Origin of the sequence: Halobacillus litoralis (assembly GCF_009856355.1) — a bacterium.
Lineage (GTDB): Bacteria > Bacillota > Bacilli > Bacillales > Halobacillaceae > Halobacillus > Halobacillus litoralis_B.
This window is the reverse complement of sequence record NZ_WMEW01000003.1, coordinates 120,840-135,609: the sequence shown is the minus strand read 5'-3', so window position 1 is coordinate 135,609 and position 14,770 is coordinate 120,840. Positions and strand designations below refer to the sequence as shown.

Here is a 14,770-nt window from a genome sequence, read left to right as displayed (position 1 = left end):
AAAAAGGTTCTGCCCCTCTTGGGAGCAGAACCTTTTTTGGTTTAAACAGCAATATCTTTTTCAACGGCTTCCTTATCGTTGAAGCGTTTGATATTCAACTTTTTCAAGACACGTGAAGTCAATGTCCCTGATGTCATAGCGCCGTTGACATTGAGTGCCGTCCGGCCCATGTCAATCAGCGGCTCTACGGAAATGAGCAGTCCCGCAAGTGCGACAGGCAGGTTCATGGAAGAAAGAACAATCAAGGCAGCAAAGGTCGCTCCGCCTCCGACACCTGCAACACCAAAGGAGCTGATGGCGACAATCAGCACAAGCTGCACGAGGAATCCTGGGCTGAGTGGATCAATTCCGACAGACGGTGCAATCATCACGGCCAGCATTGCTGGATAGATGCCGGCACAGCCGTTCTGCCCGATCGTTGCTCCAAAGGACGCCGACATGTTGGCAACTCCTTCATCAACACCAAGGCTGTTTTTCTGAGCTGATATATTTAATGGAATCGTTCCGGCACTGGATCTGGACGTGAACGCGAAGGTGAGAACCGGAAGAACTTTTTTCAAATACGTAAATGGGTTCAAACCAAACGCTCCGATCAGAACCAGATGGATGATGAACATGACAGCAAGGGCGGCATAGGAGGCGAGGACGAATTTACCAAGCTCTAAAATACCGGCGATATTGGTTTGGGCAACCGTTGTAGCCATCAAACCAAGAATACCAATGGGTGTCAGGCGTAGAACGAGGGTAACAATACGCATGACGACTGCATAAAAAGCGTTGACGACATTGATGAAGGTTTTGGCATGTTCAGGCTGCTTGCGGCGCACACCGAGAACAGCAATACCGACAATCGCAGAGAAAATGACGACAGCGATGGTGGACGTGGCACGATCACCGGTCATATCGAGGAAGGGATTGGCCGGAATGAATTCCAGAATCTTTTCAGGTGTGGACAGATCCTGAACTTCTGTCAGCGTTTCTTCCAAATATGTTCCGCGGTCCGACTCGGCCTGGCCGGCTTCAATCTCACTGGCGTTCAAATCGAAGACAAAGGAACTTCCAATACCGACAAGGGCGGCGATGGCGGTTGTTCCGACTAATGTTCCGATAATCCAGAGGGAAATGCGTCCGAGTTCTGATGTTTTTTCTAAATTGATGATGGACTGGATGATCGAAACCATGATCAACGGGATGACGATCATCATCAACAGCCTCACGTAGCCGCGTCCGGCGATGTTATACCAATCTGTTGTCTGGGAGGTGACGGCAGAGTCGGCACCGAATACGGTCTGCAGATAAACCCCAAGCAGCACACCGAGACCAAGACCGCTGAAGACACGCTTACTGAAGGAGACGTGTTTCTGCTGCATACGGATCAATACGAATATAAGAGCTGAAATAAGTACAATGTTCAAAAGAACAAGAAATGTTTCCATAAAAAAAGACCTCCTTTAATGGTTTATCCTATAAAACTGATAAAATTACTAAGGTTTATAAAGTATCCAATTTTTCACTAAAAGTCAATGCTTTTTCCATAACTTTCTACATCTAACTTATGAGAGGTTGAGATTGACTGAGAACAGTGGATTTGACATCTGACTATCTGCAAGGTATATTTATCTTGAAACTGAGATAATTTCAAACGGATGAACAAATAAATGGAGGAATGGACATGAACGAACTGAAAGGGATTCACCATGTCACCGCGATTACCAGCAGTGCGGAAAAGAATTATGAGTTCTTCACTTATGTGCTTGGGATGCGTCTTGTGAAGAAGACCGTCAACCAGGATGATATTGAAACGTATCATTTATTTTTTGCGGATGATCGGGGAAATCCCGGGACGGATATGACGTTTTTTGATTTTCCGGGCATCCCGAAAGGATCTCATGGAACGAATGAAATTTCGACAACGTCGTTCCGGGTGCCCGGCGATGACGCTCTGGATTACTGGGTCAGACGCTTTGACCGTCTGGATGTGAAGCACGAGGGGATTCAGGAGCGGTTTGGGAACAAGGTTCTGCCGTTCGTCGACTTCGATGATCAGTCGTATGAATTAATTTCGGATGAAAAAGACGAAGGGGTGGCCGCCGGGATTCCATGGCAGAATGGACCTGTACCACATGAGTATGCGATTACTGGATTAGGCCCGTTGTATGTCCGCGTAGATAAAGCGGATTACTTCAAGGAAATGCTCCGGAAAGTGATGGGTTTCCGCCAAACCGCAGAAGAAGGAGCCTTTACGAGGTTCGAAGTCGGGGAAGGTGGAAACGGAGCTGCCGTGATTGTCGAATACAACGCTGTCCTCCCGGATGCGCGGCAGGGCTTCGGAACGGTCCACCATGCGGCTTTCCGCGTGCATGACCGTAAGGCGCTCGAAGAATGGATGGACCATCTTCCGAAGTTCGGTTTCCGTACGTCCGGTTTTGTGGACCGTCATTATTTCGGTTCTCTTTATGCGAAGGCAGCCCCGCAGATTTTGTTCGAGTTTGCGACCGACGGGCCTGGTTTTATGGGTGATGAGCCGTATGAAACCCTGGGTGAAATGCTCTCCCTCCCACCGAAGCTGCAGCCGAAGCGTGAGGAGATTGAGAACTACGTCCGGCCGATAGATACCGTCAGAAGTACAAAGACCATCGAAAAAGAATACGAATGAACGGCAAAAACTCCGGGGGACGTGCACCCCGGGGTTTTTTCAGCATAGGAATAGAGATGGTTACATACGTATGTTTTATTCACATGTCAGGGGGCAGCGCTATGAGGAGCAGAAGTCGTAAGTGGCTGTATCTACCGATCGAAACCAAAGTGAGGGAACAGGATGCGAAGTTACTGCTCGCCTATCATGCTGTAAATCATGGGTACCATGTCGTGATTGGGGAGCACCGGATGGTGGAGCAGGCAGCCGAAAAGCTGCCGGCCGGTATTTTCCTTGCCAAAGGTTATCCGAAAGGGTATGCCCGGAGAGTGGTGGAATCCTTAAAGAAATATCATCATAAAATCGTGGAACTGGATGAAGAGGGGCTCTTCATCCCAGACGCTTCGAGGTACATCAGGCAGCGGATGAGGAAGGCTCATATCGACCAGCTCGATCATGTGTGCTGCTGGGGAGAGCATCAAAAACAGGTCCTGACAAACGCTTATCCTGAGATGGGGAACCGCTGTACGGTTACCGGTAACCCGAGATTCGACCTGTTAAATGAAGTCTATAGAGAACTGTATGACCCGGATGTGAAAGCCATTCAGGCGGTTTACGGCTCCTATTTCCTCATCAATACCCGGTTTACGTTTTACAATCCGAGAGGCGGTTTAAGGGAAAACCCCGCTCTGCCGGAAACGCAGAAAATAAAAAGACTCTGTCATTCTTTTATTCAGCTGGCTCGTATTTTAAGCCGGACCTATCCTGATAAAAACGTGATCTTCCGCCCCCATCCGGGGGAAAGCCTCGACGTTTATAAGGAAGCTTTTAAAGGATTCACTAATATTCACATCCTCCGCGAAGGCAGTGTGATTCACTGGATTCTCGCTGCAGAGGCTGTCATTCACAATGGCTGTACGACCGGCATTGAAGGAGTAGTGCTGAGAAAGCCCGTCATTTCCTACCAGCCGGTCACTCATCCATCAGGCATGATGGATTTCCCCGATCGGCTGAGTATTCATGCGTACACAGACAACGAAGTTATAAAAATCCTCCAACAGTCTACAAAGCCTGAACTTCCCGATCTATTTTTCCGTTATTATGGTCATCCGGCTGTTCCTTCCGCCTGTGCGGCTATCCTGAACGTGTTGAACAACCAGAAGCCGGCAGAGGTTTCTATTCCTTCATTAAAAAGAGTCCGTTTCGTCAAAGATCACCGGGAAAAGATGAAACGGTTATTCCCATCCTTTTCAATAGAAGAAATTGACCGCTTCTTCACCGGGCTGAACAAGCTTACCAAAGAGAACCCTCTCTATCGTATCCACCCTTTGTCGGATCGGTTATACCTCCTCGAGTCCCTGTAATCCGTGGACTCGGGGAAAAACCGGTCCTGCTGGGTTTCTATCTATTATTTTCACCTTTCTATAAAAATAGCATATACATAAGCATGACCAGGTAGAAAGATACGAGGGAAGGAGAAAGAGAGTGTTTTATAAAGATAAGGGCATTCTGGTGATTGGTGGGACGGGCACAATCGGAAAGCGGATTGTGACCGCACTTTTGAAGGAATCCCCTAAATATATCAAGGTGTTAAGCCGTGATGAATATAAGCAGTACCAAATGGAAAAGGAAATAAAATCAGATACGCGCGTACGTTTTATCCTCGGAGACATCCGTCATTATGAAACCGTCTATGATGCTATGGCTGACGTCGATTATGTGTTTCATCTGGCGGCTATGAAGCATGTCCCCTTCTGTGAAAACAATCCTTACGAAGCGGTTTTGACGAACATAGCAGGGACGCGGCATGTCGTGCGGGCAGCGAAGGCCCGCCGTGTCAAAAAAGTCGTATTTACCAGTACAGATAAAGCGATATCTCCGACAAATACGTACGGGGCCTCGAAGTTGATCGCTGAACGTCTCCTTTTATCGTCGGATCAGAATAAATCCGAGGGAGATACGATCTTCGCCAGTGTCCGCTTTGGAAATGTCATGGGATCCAGGGGGTCTGTCATTCCTCTATTTGTGAAACAGATGGTAGAAAAGAAACGGATTACCGTGACGGATGACCGGATGTCCCGGTTCATGATGACCATTGATGAAGCAGCCTCCTTAACCATCCGTTCGCTGACCAGAGCCCAGGGAGGAGAAATTTTCGTTCTGAAAATGCCGGTGATTTCTCTTCAGGATCTCATCGAAGTGGTCAGGGAGGAAGTATGCATCAAGTATGGATTGAACCCCTGTGACATCACGGTTCAGGAGATCGGGTTAAGAGCGGGCGAAAAAATGTATGAGGAATTGATGACCTTTGAAGAATCCACCACCGCGTGGGAATTTGATGATATGTACGTCATTCCAGGGGAGACGCAGCGGACCTATCCGGATGCCGTAAGAGCTCAAGTCAGAACGTACAGTTCAAGTGACCAGAACCCGGTCTCCAAAGAAGACCTGCGCAGGATTGTTCAGAAACAGAATTTAATTTAAGGAAGGAAAGCGGCCATGGATCTTATTGAACAAAAATACTGGTCGGTATATCTGGACTTTCTGGATGATTTTGAATCCCTTCATTATCAAGGGCACAGCATTCCCTACCTTTGTTACTACAGAGGGCTGATACAGGGCAATAAAGGACTTACAGAAATCTACCAGCAGAAGGGGTGGGTTTCTTTCCTGCGCAACCATGTAACAGACGCGCGGGTTGTTCAGCACCGTTTTGACAGTTATAAAGCCCGGTTTAAAAAGAAAAAATCAAGTGGAAAGAAAAAGAAACTCGTGTTATATGACGGATATGGACTTCTCAGACTTCCATCTTCCACTTTATTGAAATTCAGCCGGGCCTTCGACACGCTGTATCTCGTCGATCGGAATACTGGTCCGAAAAAAGAAAGAAAAAAGCCGACGGTCAAATCACTGGATCAATCGGTGTTAGTGAAGAGAACGCCGGGCGGGAAAAAGAAGGTATCCCCCGTTCTTCCTCCCCGTTATTTTGATGAATACAAGGTGGACGTAAATAAGGAAGTGCTGCGTCTCCAGAAAGAAGCCAGGGGGATTCTGGAGCGTAAAAAGGCAGAAGGCCACCCGGTGTACAGCATTCCTTACTTTGAAACCACTTTGATGAAGCAGATTGACCAGGTCGTTCACCGGGTGGAACAAATCGGAGCTCTCTTACAGCGGGAACAAGTGGGGTGTGTCATTGTTCCGTATTCGCAGTATATGGAGTCCCGGATCTTTTCTATTTTAGGAGCTGTTCATCACGTTCCTGTAGCTGCCCTGCAGCACGGCATCATTTCCGATGCGTTCGGATATCTTCCGTGCCTCACTGATTATAAACTGGTCTATGGACATTATGAGAAGCAATGGTTCACATCCCGGGGCGTTTCGGAACAGAGGGTCGTGATGATGGGACACCCTCGGTTTGATGAAGTATACAAAGCAGTAAAGGCCAATAAAGCCAGGCTCAAACAAAACCTAGGTCTTCCCCTCCATAAGAAAAACCTGCTCATCGTTGTACGGAGAAACAATCAAATGAAAAAGTGGGAGTCGTTTCTGAGGGATCTCACGATTTCAAACCCTGCCAATATGATCATTAAAGATTTTCCTGACCATACCCCTCATGAACTGACCAAAAAATTCCCTTCCACCTTTTATTCCAAAAATCAGCCGTTAAGTGACCTGATCCAGCTCGCGGACGCTGTGGTCTGTTACCATTCAACGACCGGCCTTGAAGGTCTTATGGCTGGAAAGCCGGTATTTATCCTCAATAACAATTATTATGGGTACAGCGGTTATTTTGACCTGCTGGGTCGATTGAAACAGGATGACCCTGTCCTTCTGGCAGGGCTGGTCAAGGCTTTTTGTAAGCGTGGGGCGGTGACGGCCCGGGATCAGTCGTTGATGACATCCTTCAAACAGCGCGCCTATCCGCTCGGCAATGGCGCGGAAGGGCGGCTTTTATCCTTTATCACAGGGCTTATGAACAGATGATGCCCTGTGATTTTTTTACATACCTGCGGCTATCCAGCAATATATGTATATAGGAATGCCGTTTTTTAAGGAGGAGGGAGTCTTCTGAACGTACTCGTTACAGGTGGAGCAGGGTTTATCGGACGATGGGTCGTGAAGAAATTACTGGAAGATCAGCACGACGTCTGGGTGATTGATAATTTGTCGAACGGAGACGTGGGAAACATAGAGGAGTTCCTTTCCCATAAACGTTTCAAAGCTTTTTATCACGATGATATCCGTAAGGAAGAGGTGATTGAACAGGTCGTCAATGACTCTATGGATATCTGTTATCATCTGGCAGCAAGTATCAATGTCCAGGACAGCATTGACGATCCGGAAACAACGTTCTATAACGATACCGTTGCTTCCTTTCATCTGCTGGAAAGCTGCAGAAAGCACAACGTGAAGTTCGTGTTTATGAGCACGTGTATGGTTTATGATCAAGCTTCCAATCCGCAGGGGATTACCGAAGAGGATCCGGTGAAACCCGCCTCCCCTTATGCCGGTTCTAAAATTGCCGCAGAAAACATGGTGTTGTCTTATTATCATGCGTATCAGATGCCTGTCACGATCGTACGCCCTTTCAACACGTACGGTCCCTATCAAAAGACAGGGGGCGAAGGCGGGGTTGTTCCTATTTTCATAAAGAAGAAGCTGAATAAAGATCCGATTCAGATATATGGAAACGGTGAGCAGACCCGGGATCTTCTTTATGCCGAGGATTGTGCGAGGTTTGTGGTGGAAGCCGGGCTCCATGAGGAAGCCTATGGGGAAATTTTGAACGCAGGTCTTGGCCGTGATGTGTCGGTGAATCAACTGGCTGAACTGATTGCCGATGGGCGTACATCCATTACTCATATCGAGCACATCCATCCGCAAAGTGAGATTTCCAAGTTGTTATGTGATTATTCCAAAGCGAAAAAGATCCTTGGCTGGGAGCCTGAAGTAGGCTTGGAGGAAGGCATCCGCCGGACAGAGGAATGGATCAAATCCAACCGCATGTAAAGGAGTTGGGCAGGTGGGAGGCAAGCTTGCTGTATTTGGGGGAAAGCCTGTACGTGATTTGTTTCTGCCTTATGGAAGGCAGTGGATTTCCAAGGAAGACAAAGCGGCCGTGGAACGGATTTTGGATAGTCCTTATTTAACGACAGGACCTGCCGTAGCTGGTTTTGAGAGAAAAACCGCAGCCTGTACGGGGGCGAAATACGCGGTTTCCTTTTCGAGTGGGACAGCAGCATTACATGCCGCTTGTTTTACAGCCGGCATCAGGGAGGGAGATGAAGTCATCACTTCACCCCTTACCTTTGCTGCCAGTGCCAACTGTATCTTGTACTGTGGTGGAACGCCGGTCTTCGTCGACGTGGATCCCCGCACCTATTTAATTACAGCGGAACATATCGAAGCCGCTGTTACCGAGCGGACGAAAGCGGTCATTCCTGTGGATTTCACCGGACAGCCGGCCGATTATGACGCGATAAGAAAAGTGGCCGACAAATATAACCTCGTGATCATTGAGGATGCTGCCCATGCCCTGGGGGCTTCTTACCGTAATGAAAAAATCGGGGCGGTCAGTGATATGACGATGTTCAGTTTTCACCCCGTCAAACCCGTAACGACCGGGGAAGGTGGAATCATTACGACCAATGATGAAGACTGGTACAAAAAGCTCGTTCAATTCCGCACCCATGGGATTACGAAACACGCACCTGATTATATAAAGGAACGGGCGCCATGGGAATATGAAATGCAGTTCCTCGGATTCAACTATCGGATGACTGATATACAGGCCGCTCTCGGAGAAAGCCAGCTGGATCGACTGGATAGCTTCACATTGATGCGGGAGGCTTATGCGGACTATTATAACAAGGCCTTCAGGAATATAAAGGGCGTTACGGTCCCTTTTCAAGAACAGGGAGGCCGGTCGAGCTGGCACTTGTATATCCTTAAGCTTGATAAAGAACTGACGGATCGGCGGAAAGAAATTTTTGAAGCATTAGTGGCTGAGAATATCGGAGTGAACGTCCATTACATGCCTGTGTATCAGCACCCATACTACCAGAAGCACGGCTATGATCAGGTCTGTTGTCCAACGGCGGAAAAGCTGTATCAACAATTCCTCACACTCCCCCTTTTTCCCGCCATGGGCCAGCAGGATCTGGATGATGTCATAGAAGCCGTCCGCAAAGTTTTGAACTATTATCAGGGTGGATCTGGTTCATGAGGGCAGCGGTCCGGGCCGACGCATCGGTCCAGTGGGGGACCGGGCATATGATGCGTTGTCTGACCCTGGCGGAAGAGCTCCGGGACCGCGGGTCCGAGGTGTTTTTTATATGCCGGAGTTGTCCGGAGGGACTTAGGAAAATGGCGGAGCATCGGTCTTTTCCTGTTCATCTGCTGGAGGACGACGGAGAATTTTCCTTTACAAAGGACGCAGAACAGACGAAAGAGCTGCTTCAATCCCTGCCCCCGGTAGACTGGCTGATTGTGGACCATTACCAGTTGGACGCCAGGTGGGAAAAGATTCTGAAGCCGTTGGTGAAAAGGCTGATGGTCATTGATGATCTGGCTGACCGGCCGCATCTCTGTGATGTACTGCTCGATCAGAATGCTTATACCAACCTGCATGAACGGTATAACCAATGGGTGCCTCCGTCGGCCGTCCAGCTTCTTGGTCCGGAATACCTTCTTCTTAGAAAGGAATTTCTCCAGGCAGGACAGAGGCGGAGGAGCATGATCCGCCATCTCCTGATCAGTTTCGGTGGCACGGACCCTTCAGGACAGACGATGAAAGCGATGGAAGCCGTTCAACATTTGACTGCTCTGACTGTGACCATTGTCATCGGTGGAGCGAATGAGAAGAGACAGACCATCCAGCAGTACGCTTCCCGATTTCCGCACATGACACTTCATGTGCAGACCAGTCACATGGCACAGCTGATGGAAAAGGCTGACCTCGTCATAGGAGCCGGCGGCTCATCCATCTGGGAGTGCTGTTATATGAATCTCCCGGTGGTTGTCATCCAGACAGCCGCTAATCAAAGGGAAACCATCGATGCCCTTAAAAAGAAGCAGGCCATTCGATATGTGGGGAAGGCGGAAGAAGTGCATGTGGATCGTTTGAGAGCCGCTGTTGAAACACTTGTTCAACACCCGGATGCCGCCCGGGAAATGGCTGATCGATTTTCCCGCATCATGGGAGCGTACCGGCCTGGTCGTGCAGCGGATTGTTTATTAAATTGGAATAACTCTCCTGAATCCTCAGGGGGGAAGAAGGGTTGAGATCCCCGATGGCATTCAGTGTCCATGGACGACACATAGGGAGCGGTTATCCGCCGTTTATCATTGCTGAAATGTCCGGCAACCATAACCAATCGCTGGCAAAAGCGCTGGAAATGGTGGACCACGCGGCTGCATGCGGAGTCGATGCATTAAAGATTCAGACGTATAAGCCGGGGACGATGACGCTTTCCAGCAGCCGTCCGGACTTTACGATTAAGGACAAACAAAGCAAATGGGATGGGAAGAAGCTATACGACCTGTATGAAGAAGCGAAAACCCCGTGGGAATGGCATGAGAAGGTGTTCAACAAATGCCGGGATGCGGGGATTATTGGTTTCAGTACACCGTTTGACGAAACGGCTGTCGACTTTTTGGAAGCGTGCCACGTACCTTTGTATAAAATTTCCTCCTTTGAAAATACGGACCTTTCCTTAATTGAAAAGGTCGTGAAAACAGGAAAGCCCGTCATTATTTCCACCGGCATGGCCTCATTGAGTGAGGTAGAGGATATGGTGAAAACGGTGAGGGAAAGCGGAGGCAGCCAGCTCGCTCTGCTCAAATGCACAAGCACCTACCCGGCCCCTCCCGATCATTCCAATATCACCACGATCCCTCATATGGCACAGACCTTTTCCTGCCCAGTCGGTCTCTCCGATCATACGCTTGGTATCGGTGTGGCCTTAGGGAGTGTGGCGCTCGGCGCTTCGGTCATTGAGAAGCATTTTGTCCTCGACAGGTCTGAAGGAGGCGTGGATGCTTCTTTTTCCCTTGAACCCTCCGAAATGAAGCAGCTTGTGGAAGAATCGAAAAACGTATGGAAGGGGTTGGGGCGGATTTCGTACGGAGATACACAAGAAGATCTCAGAGCGAAGAATTACCGGCGGTCTCTTTACATCGCAGAGGATATGAAAAAAGGAGATCTTTTTACCGATCAGAATGTTCGGGCGGTCCGTCCCGGCTATGGTCTTCTCCCTAAGTATAAAAACGTTTTCCTGGGGAATCGGGCGCCTTACGCGATATCTAAAGGCACCCCGTTAAGCTGGCGGATGCTGACCGGAAGGCGGAAAGATGAATGAAGATCGTAGCTGTCATACAAGCGAGGATGGGTTCCACACGCCTGCCGGGAAAAGTGTTGAGAAAGGTGGGGGGAAAGACGCTGCTGGAGTATCAGGTGGAACGTGTCCAAAGGGCGTCCTGCATCGACCAGCTTGTTGTAAGTACGACGGTAAAGCCGGGAGATGACGAGATTGAACGCTTATGCAGCCGGATCGGAACCGCCTGCTTCAGAGGTTCAGAAGAGGACGTGTTGGAACGGTTTTATATGACCGCCTCTCATTACGAAGCGGATGTAGTGATCCGGATCACCGGTGACTGTCCATTGATGGACCCCGCCGTTATCGATGACGTCACATCCTTTTTTCTCGATCATTACCCGCAGTATCCGTATGTATCCAATACGAAAATCCGGACGTACCCAAGGGGGTTGGATGTAGAAGTATTCACCTTTAAAGCCCTCTACCATTCTCATTTAATTGCCGATGATGCCTATACAAGAGAACACGTTACAGCAGGAATGATCCGTGATACTCGTCTGTTCAAACACAATCATCTGATGTACCACAGGGACGAAAGCGGCCACAGATGGACGGTGGATACAGAGGAAGATTTCCAACTGGTGGCAAGGATCATTGAGCACCTTTATCCGGACACCCCGCATTTCTGCCTGGAAGACTGCCTGACCTTATTGGAGGCTCATCCGGAATGGAGCAGGATCAACCGTCACATCCAGCAGAAAAAGGAGAATTCTGATGATTCAATTTGAGAGGTTGAAAGAAGATCATCTCGATCTGGTTTTAAAGTGGAGAACCTCTTCATTTGTAACCCGGTACATGTATACAGATATCGATGGTGACCGAACAAAGCATCAAGCCTGGTTCGAGTCCATTTCCCAATCCGAAACCGACCTCTACTGGGTGGCCGTCATCGATGCGGTGCCGGTCGGCGTTATTTCCCTGAGCGACATCCATCACCTCCATAAACGAGCCACTTTCGGTTATTACATAGGCGAGGAAAAGTACCGGATCTATGGCGGGATCCTTCCTCTCTATCTATATAACCATGTTTTTACCAATCTCTCTTTAAATAAGCTGACGGCTGAGGTGATGGAAGGGAACGACAAGGTCGTCAAACTCAATATGTTCCATGGGTTTCAAATGGTCGGTACCCGTAAGGAACATGTGATCAAGCACGGGAAAAGCCACGACGTCCATCTGATGGAGCTTCTTAAATCGGATTGGGAAAAGAAAGGGCACCTCTTTAAAAAATATACTGGAGCATTCGAATGAGAAAGGGGAATAGACGTGCAGGAAAAACTAGCCGAGATCTTTATGGATATGTTCCAAGATAATGGTCTTTCCGCGCCTGACCGCCTGGATCCGGATCTGCATCTCCGGGACGATTTGAACATGGATTCCTTGATGCTCGCTGAATTAACCGTCCGGGTGGAAAGTGAATTCAGCGTGGACATTTTCGAGGACGGTCTTGTCGAAACCATAGGCGATGTCGTTAAAAAAATAGAGGGACATCAGCAGTCATGAAAGATCTTTTTCTGGCTGCAGGAGGATGTCATTATACGTACGAACAGCTGCTGAAAGATGTGGGAAGCAGGGGAAAGAAATGTTCCAGGATTTTCGTGAAGGGGAATGAACCATACCAAATCTTTGTGAGCGTCGTCCACAGCCTGTGGCTCGACTATCCGGTGGAGCTCCTGGATGGGGATTTTTCTGAAGAAGAATTAAATAAGATGGGCATTCAATCGGCTGACCTTCAGCCGTCCCTCATTGATCGACGGTCGGAACATCCGCCGTCCTATGAGGATGTCACGGCCCTTCTTCGTCCAAAAAACTGGACCCTTTCCTTATATACGTCAGGTACAACAGGACGCCCAAAAAAAGTGACCCACCGTTATGACGCGTTAACCCGGCAGGTGAAAACCGGCAGCCGATGGGAAAATCAGGTGTGGGGATTTGCTTATAACCCGACGCATATGGCCGGCCTGCAGGTCTTTTTTCAAGCCTTCAACAACAAAAATCCAATGATTTATGCTTTTGGTGAAGAGCAGAAGCAGCTCCCTGATCTGATCGATCACTATCAAATTACCCATCTATCCGCAACAGCCACCTATTACCGCAATATTTTTCCACGGCTTCAGTCTAAAGTTTACCCGGGCGTGAAGCGCGTCACTTTTGGAGGCGAAGGTTTTGACGAACGATTATCAGAAAAGATGAAGCAAACCTTCCCTCATGCCCAAATCAGGAATGTCTACGCGTCCACAGAAGCCGGGAGCGTATTTGCCGGAAACGGCCGCACGTTCACTTTATCCTCCTCAATCAAAGACTTGGTGAAAATCAATGAACATCAGGAGCTGCTCATCCACCATTCGTTAGTCGGTGCGCTGGAAAATGCAGCGGACGTTGGAGAATGGCTCAATACCGGAGATGTTGTACAGGAAATCGGTGAAAATCAATTTGTTTTTGTATCCAGAAATTCCGATTTTATTAATGTCGGAGGGTACAGGGTAAATCCGCTGGAGGTCGAAGCTGTGCTGACGGCGGTTCCGGGAGTAGAGGATGCGGTGGTGAAAGGGAAGAAAAATAGTGTAACCGGAAACCTGCTCACCGCTGAACTCGTAAAGGCGGCAGACGCTGAAGAGGATCAAGTGAAGGAGGCGGTTCGGAAGCATGCAGCAGATACACTTCAGCCGTGGAAAGTACCGCGGATGCTGACATTTGTCGAAGAGATCCGGAAAACCCGCACGGGAAAGAAGGTCAGAGAATGAAGTGGATCATCGTCACAGGGGAATCCAGAGGAGTGGGGAAGGAAATCGCCAGAAGGATTTTGTTGGAAGGGACATATGGCGTGATCGGCATCAGCCGTTCGAAGGGAGCGGAAGTGGAAGACCTGCAGCAGCTTGGCGGAGATCGATTTGTGCATCTCTGCTACGATTTAGATGATGTAGAAGGAATCAAAACGTTGTATTTAAAGAAGCTGAAACCGCTGGGCGTGCTTTATGGGTTTGTGAACAATTCAGCTTCCGCTTATGATGACATCATTTCCAACCTCCGCGTCGATCCGCTTGAGAAAATGTTCCGGATCAACGTACTGGCGCCGATGCATCTGACTAAATACGTCATACGGGATATGCTTTTGAACAAAACGAAAGGATCGGTCGTTCACATCTCTTCGATCAGTGCACACACAGGCTATAAAGGATTGAGCATGTACGCATCGACCAAAGGAGCGATCGAAGCGTTCTCTAGAAATATGGCCCGGGAATGGGGAGCTCGGGGAATCCGTTCCAACTGTGTCATCCCTGGATTTATGGATACAGCTATGAGTGCGTCTTTAACAGATGAGCAGAAAGATAGAATTTACAAAAGGAACGCGATGAAAAAAGAAACGGAGATTGCCAGTGTTGTCAGTACCGTTCTCTTTCTTTTATCTGAGCAGTCGTCTTCAATCACAGGTACAGGTATACATGTAGATAATGGAACAATATAATAAACCGCAGATCCCTTGGATCTGCGGTTTATTGCCGGGGCTGCTAAACCCATAAGTAAGCTCCAGCTGAATGCTGGAGCCTCCGCCACCTATACCTATACAAACTTTCGTCTCTTATGTTCTTTTATATCTCTACTTCAGATGGCTCAAACTAAAGATACCATATTAAAGGGGATAAGTTAACTAAATTGTCCGAAAAAACCGTAGGTCTTTAGATTCGTTTTATTACATATATAATGTTTTTTAACTTTTATTGAAAAGGATATAGATCCCTTTTATTCTTACTTTTCC

14 protein-coding genes are annotated in these 14,770 nt (G+C 48.4%); 13 read left to right on the top strand and 1 reads right to left on the bottom strand.

Annotation, left to right across the window (positions count from 1 at the left end; genetic code table 11):
- Window positions 1–41 precede the first annotated feature (41 nt).
- Window positions 42–1,436 (bottom strand): L-cystine transporter, encoded by a 1,395-nt coding sequence (locus GLV97_RS06770; RefSeq protein ID WP_160841309.1) that lies wholly within the window; start codon window positions 1,434–1,436, stop codon window positions 42–44.
- Window positions 1,437–1,672: 236 nt separating this feature from the next.
- Between GLV97_RS06770 and GLV97_RS06765 the strand changes: the two genes are divergently transcribed.
- The 13 genes from GLV97_RS06765 to GLV97_RS06705 all read left to right on the top strand — a co-directional run bounded on the left by GLV97_RS06765 (window position 1,673) and on the right by GLV97_RS06705 (window position 14,479).
- The gene (locus GLV97_RS06765) at window positions 1,673–2,656 is read left to right on the top strand and encodes a ring-cleaving dioxygenase (RefSeq protein ID WP_160839295.1); all 984 of its coding nucleotides are present in this window, start codon (window positions 1,673–1,675) and stop codon (window positions 2,654–2,656) included.
- 101 nt (window positions 2,657–2,757) lie between these two features.
- Window positions 2,758–3,999: a surface carbohydrate biosynthesis protein gene (locus tag GLV97_RS06760; protein WP_160889355.1), complete on the top strand. Its 1,242-nt coding sequence runs from the start codon at window positions 2,758–2,760 to the stop codon at window positions 3,997–3,999.
- Window positions 4,000–4,120: 121 nt separating this feature from the next.
- Window positions 4,121–5,119, top strand: a complete 999-nt coding sequence (locus GLV97_RS06755) for an SDR family NAD(P)-dependent oxidoreductase (protein WP_160839291.1) — start codon at window positions 4,121–4,123, stop codon at window positions 5,117–5,119.
- A gap of 15 nt (window positions 5,120–5,134) precedes the next feature.
- Window positions 5,135–6,619 (top strand): hypothetical protein, encoded by a 1,485-nt coding sequence (locus tag GLV97_RS06750; protein WP_160889354.1) that lies wholly within the window; start codon window positions 5,135–5,137, stop codon window positions 6,617–6,619.
- 84 nt (window positions 6,620–6,703) lie between these two features.
- A complete protein-coding gene (locus GLV97_RS06745; RefSeq protein ID WP_160839595.1) occupies window positions 6,704–7,645 on the top strand; it encodes a dTDP-glucose 4,6-dehydratase in 942 nt (313 codons plus the stop codon).
- 13 nt (window positions 7,646–7,658) lie between these two features.
- Window positions 7,659–8,861 carry a UDP-4-amino-4,6-dideoxy-N-acetyl-beta-L-altrosamine transaminase gene (gene pseC / locus GLV97_RS06740; protein ID WP_160889353.1) on the top strand — a complete coding sequence of 401 codons (1,203 nt, stop codon included), beginning with the start codon at window positions 7,659–7,661 and terminating at the stop codon, window positions 8,859–8,861.
- A complete protein-coding gene (gene pseG, locus GLV97_RS06735; protein WP_160889352.1) occupies window positions 8,858–9,919 on the top strand; it encodes a UDP-2,4-diacetamido-2,4,6-trideoxy-beta-L-altropyranose hydrolase in 1,062 nt (353 codons plus the stop codon). Before pseC ends, pseG begins: the two co-directional genes overlap by 4 nt.
- A gap of 8 nt (window positions 9,920–9,927) precedes the next feature.
- Entirely contained in the window at window positions 9,928–10,995 is a 1,068-nt protein-coding gene (gene pseI, locus GLV97_RS06730; RefSeq protein ID WP_160841515.1) for a pseudaminic acid synthase, read from the top strand.
- A complete protein-coding gene (locus GLV97_RS06725; protein ID WP_160839284.1) occupies window positions 10,992–11,741 on the top strand; it encodes a cytidylyltransferase domain-containing protein in 750 nt (249 codons plus the stop codon). Before pseI ends, GLV97_RS06725 begins: the two co-directional genes overlap by 4 nt.
- Window positions 11,728–12,264 (top strand): UDP-4-amino-4,6-dideoxy-N-acetyl-beta-L-altrosamine N-acetyltransferase, encoded by a 537-nt coding sequence (gene pseH / locus GLV97_RS06720; RefSeq protein ID WP_160889351.1) that lies wholly within the window; start codon window positions 11,728–11,730, stop codon window positions 12,262–12,264. Before GLV97_RS06725 ends, pseH begins: the two co-directional genes overlap by 14 nt.
- A 15-nt stretch (window positions 12,265–12,279) precedes the next feature.
- Window positions 12,280–12,516: an acyl carrier protein gene (locus GLV97_RS06715; protein ID WP_337192739.1), complete on the top strand. Its 237-nt coding sequence runs from the start codon at window positions 12,280–12,282 to the stop codon at window positions 12,514–12,516.
- Window positions 12,513–13,757 carry an ANL family adenylate-forming protein gene (locus GLV97_RS06710; protein ID WP_160889350.1) on the top strand — a complete coding sequence of 415 codons (1,245 nt, stop codon included), beginning with the start codon at window positions 12,513–12,515 and terminating at the stop codon, window positions 13,755–13,757. Before GLV97_RS06715 ends, GLV97_RS06710 begins: the two co-directional genes overlap by 4 nt.
- Window positions 13,754–14,479, top strand: a complete 726-nt coding sequence (locus tag GLV97_RS06705) for an SDR family NAD(P)-dependent oxidoreductase (RefSeq protein WP_160839278.1) — start codon at window positions 13,754–13,756, stop codon at window positions 14,477–14,479. Before GLV97_RS06710 ends, GLV97_RS06705 begins: the two co-directional genes overlap by 4 nt.
- Window positions 14,480–14,770: the final 291 nt, after the last annotated feature.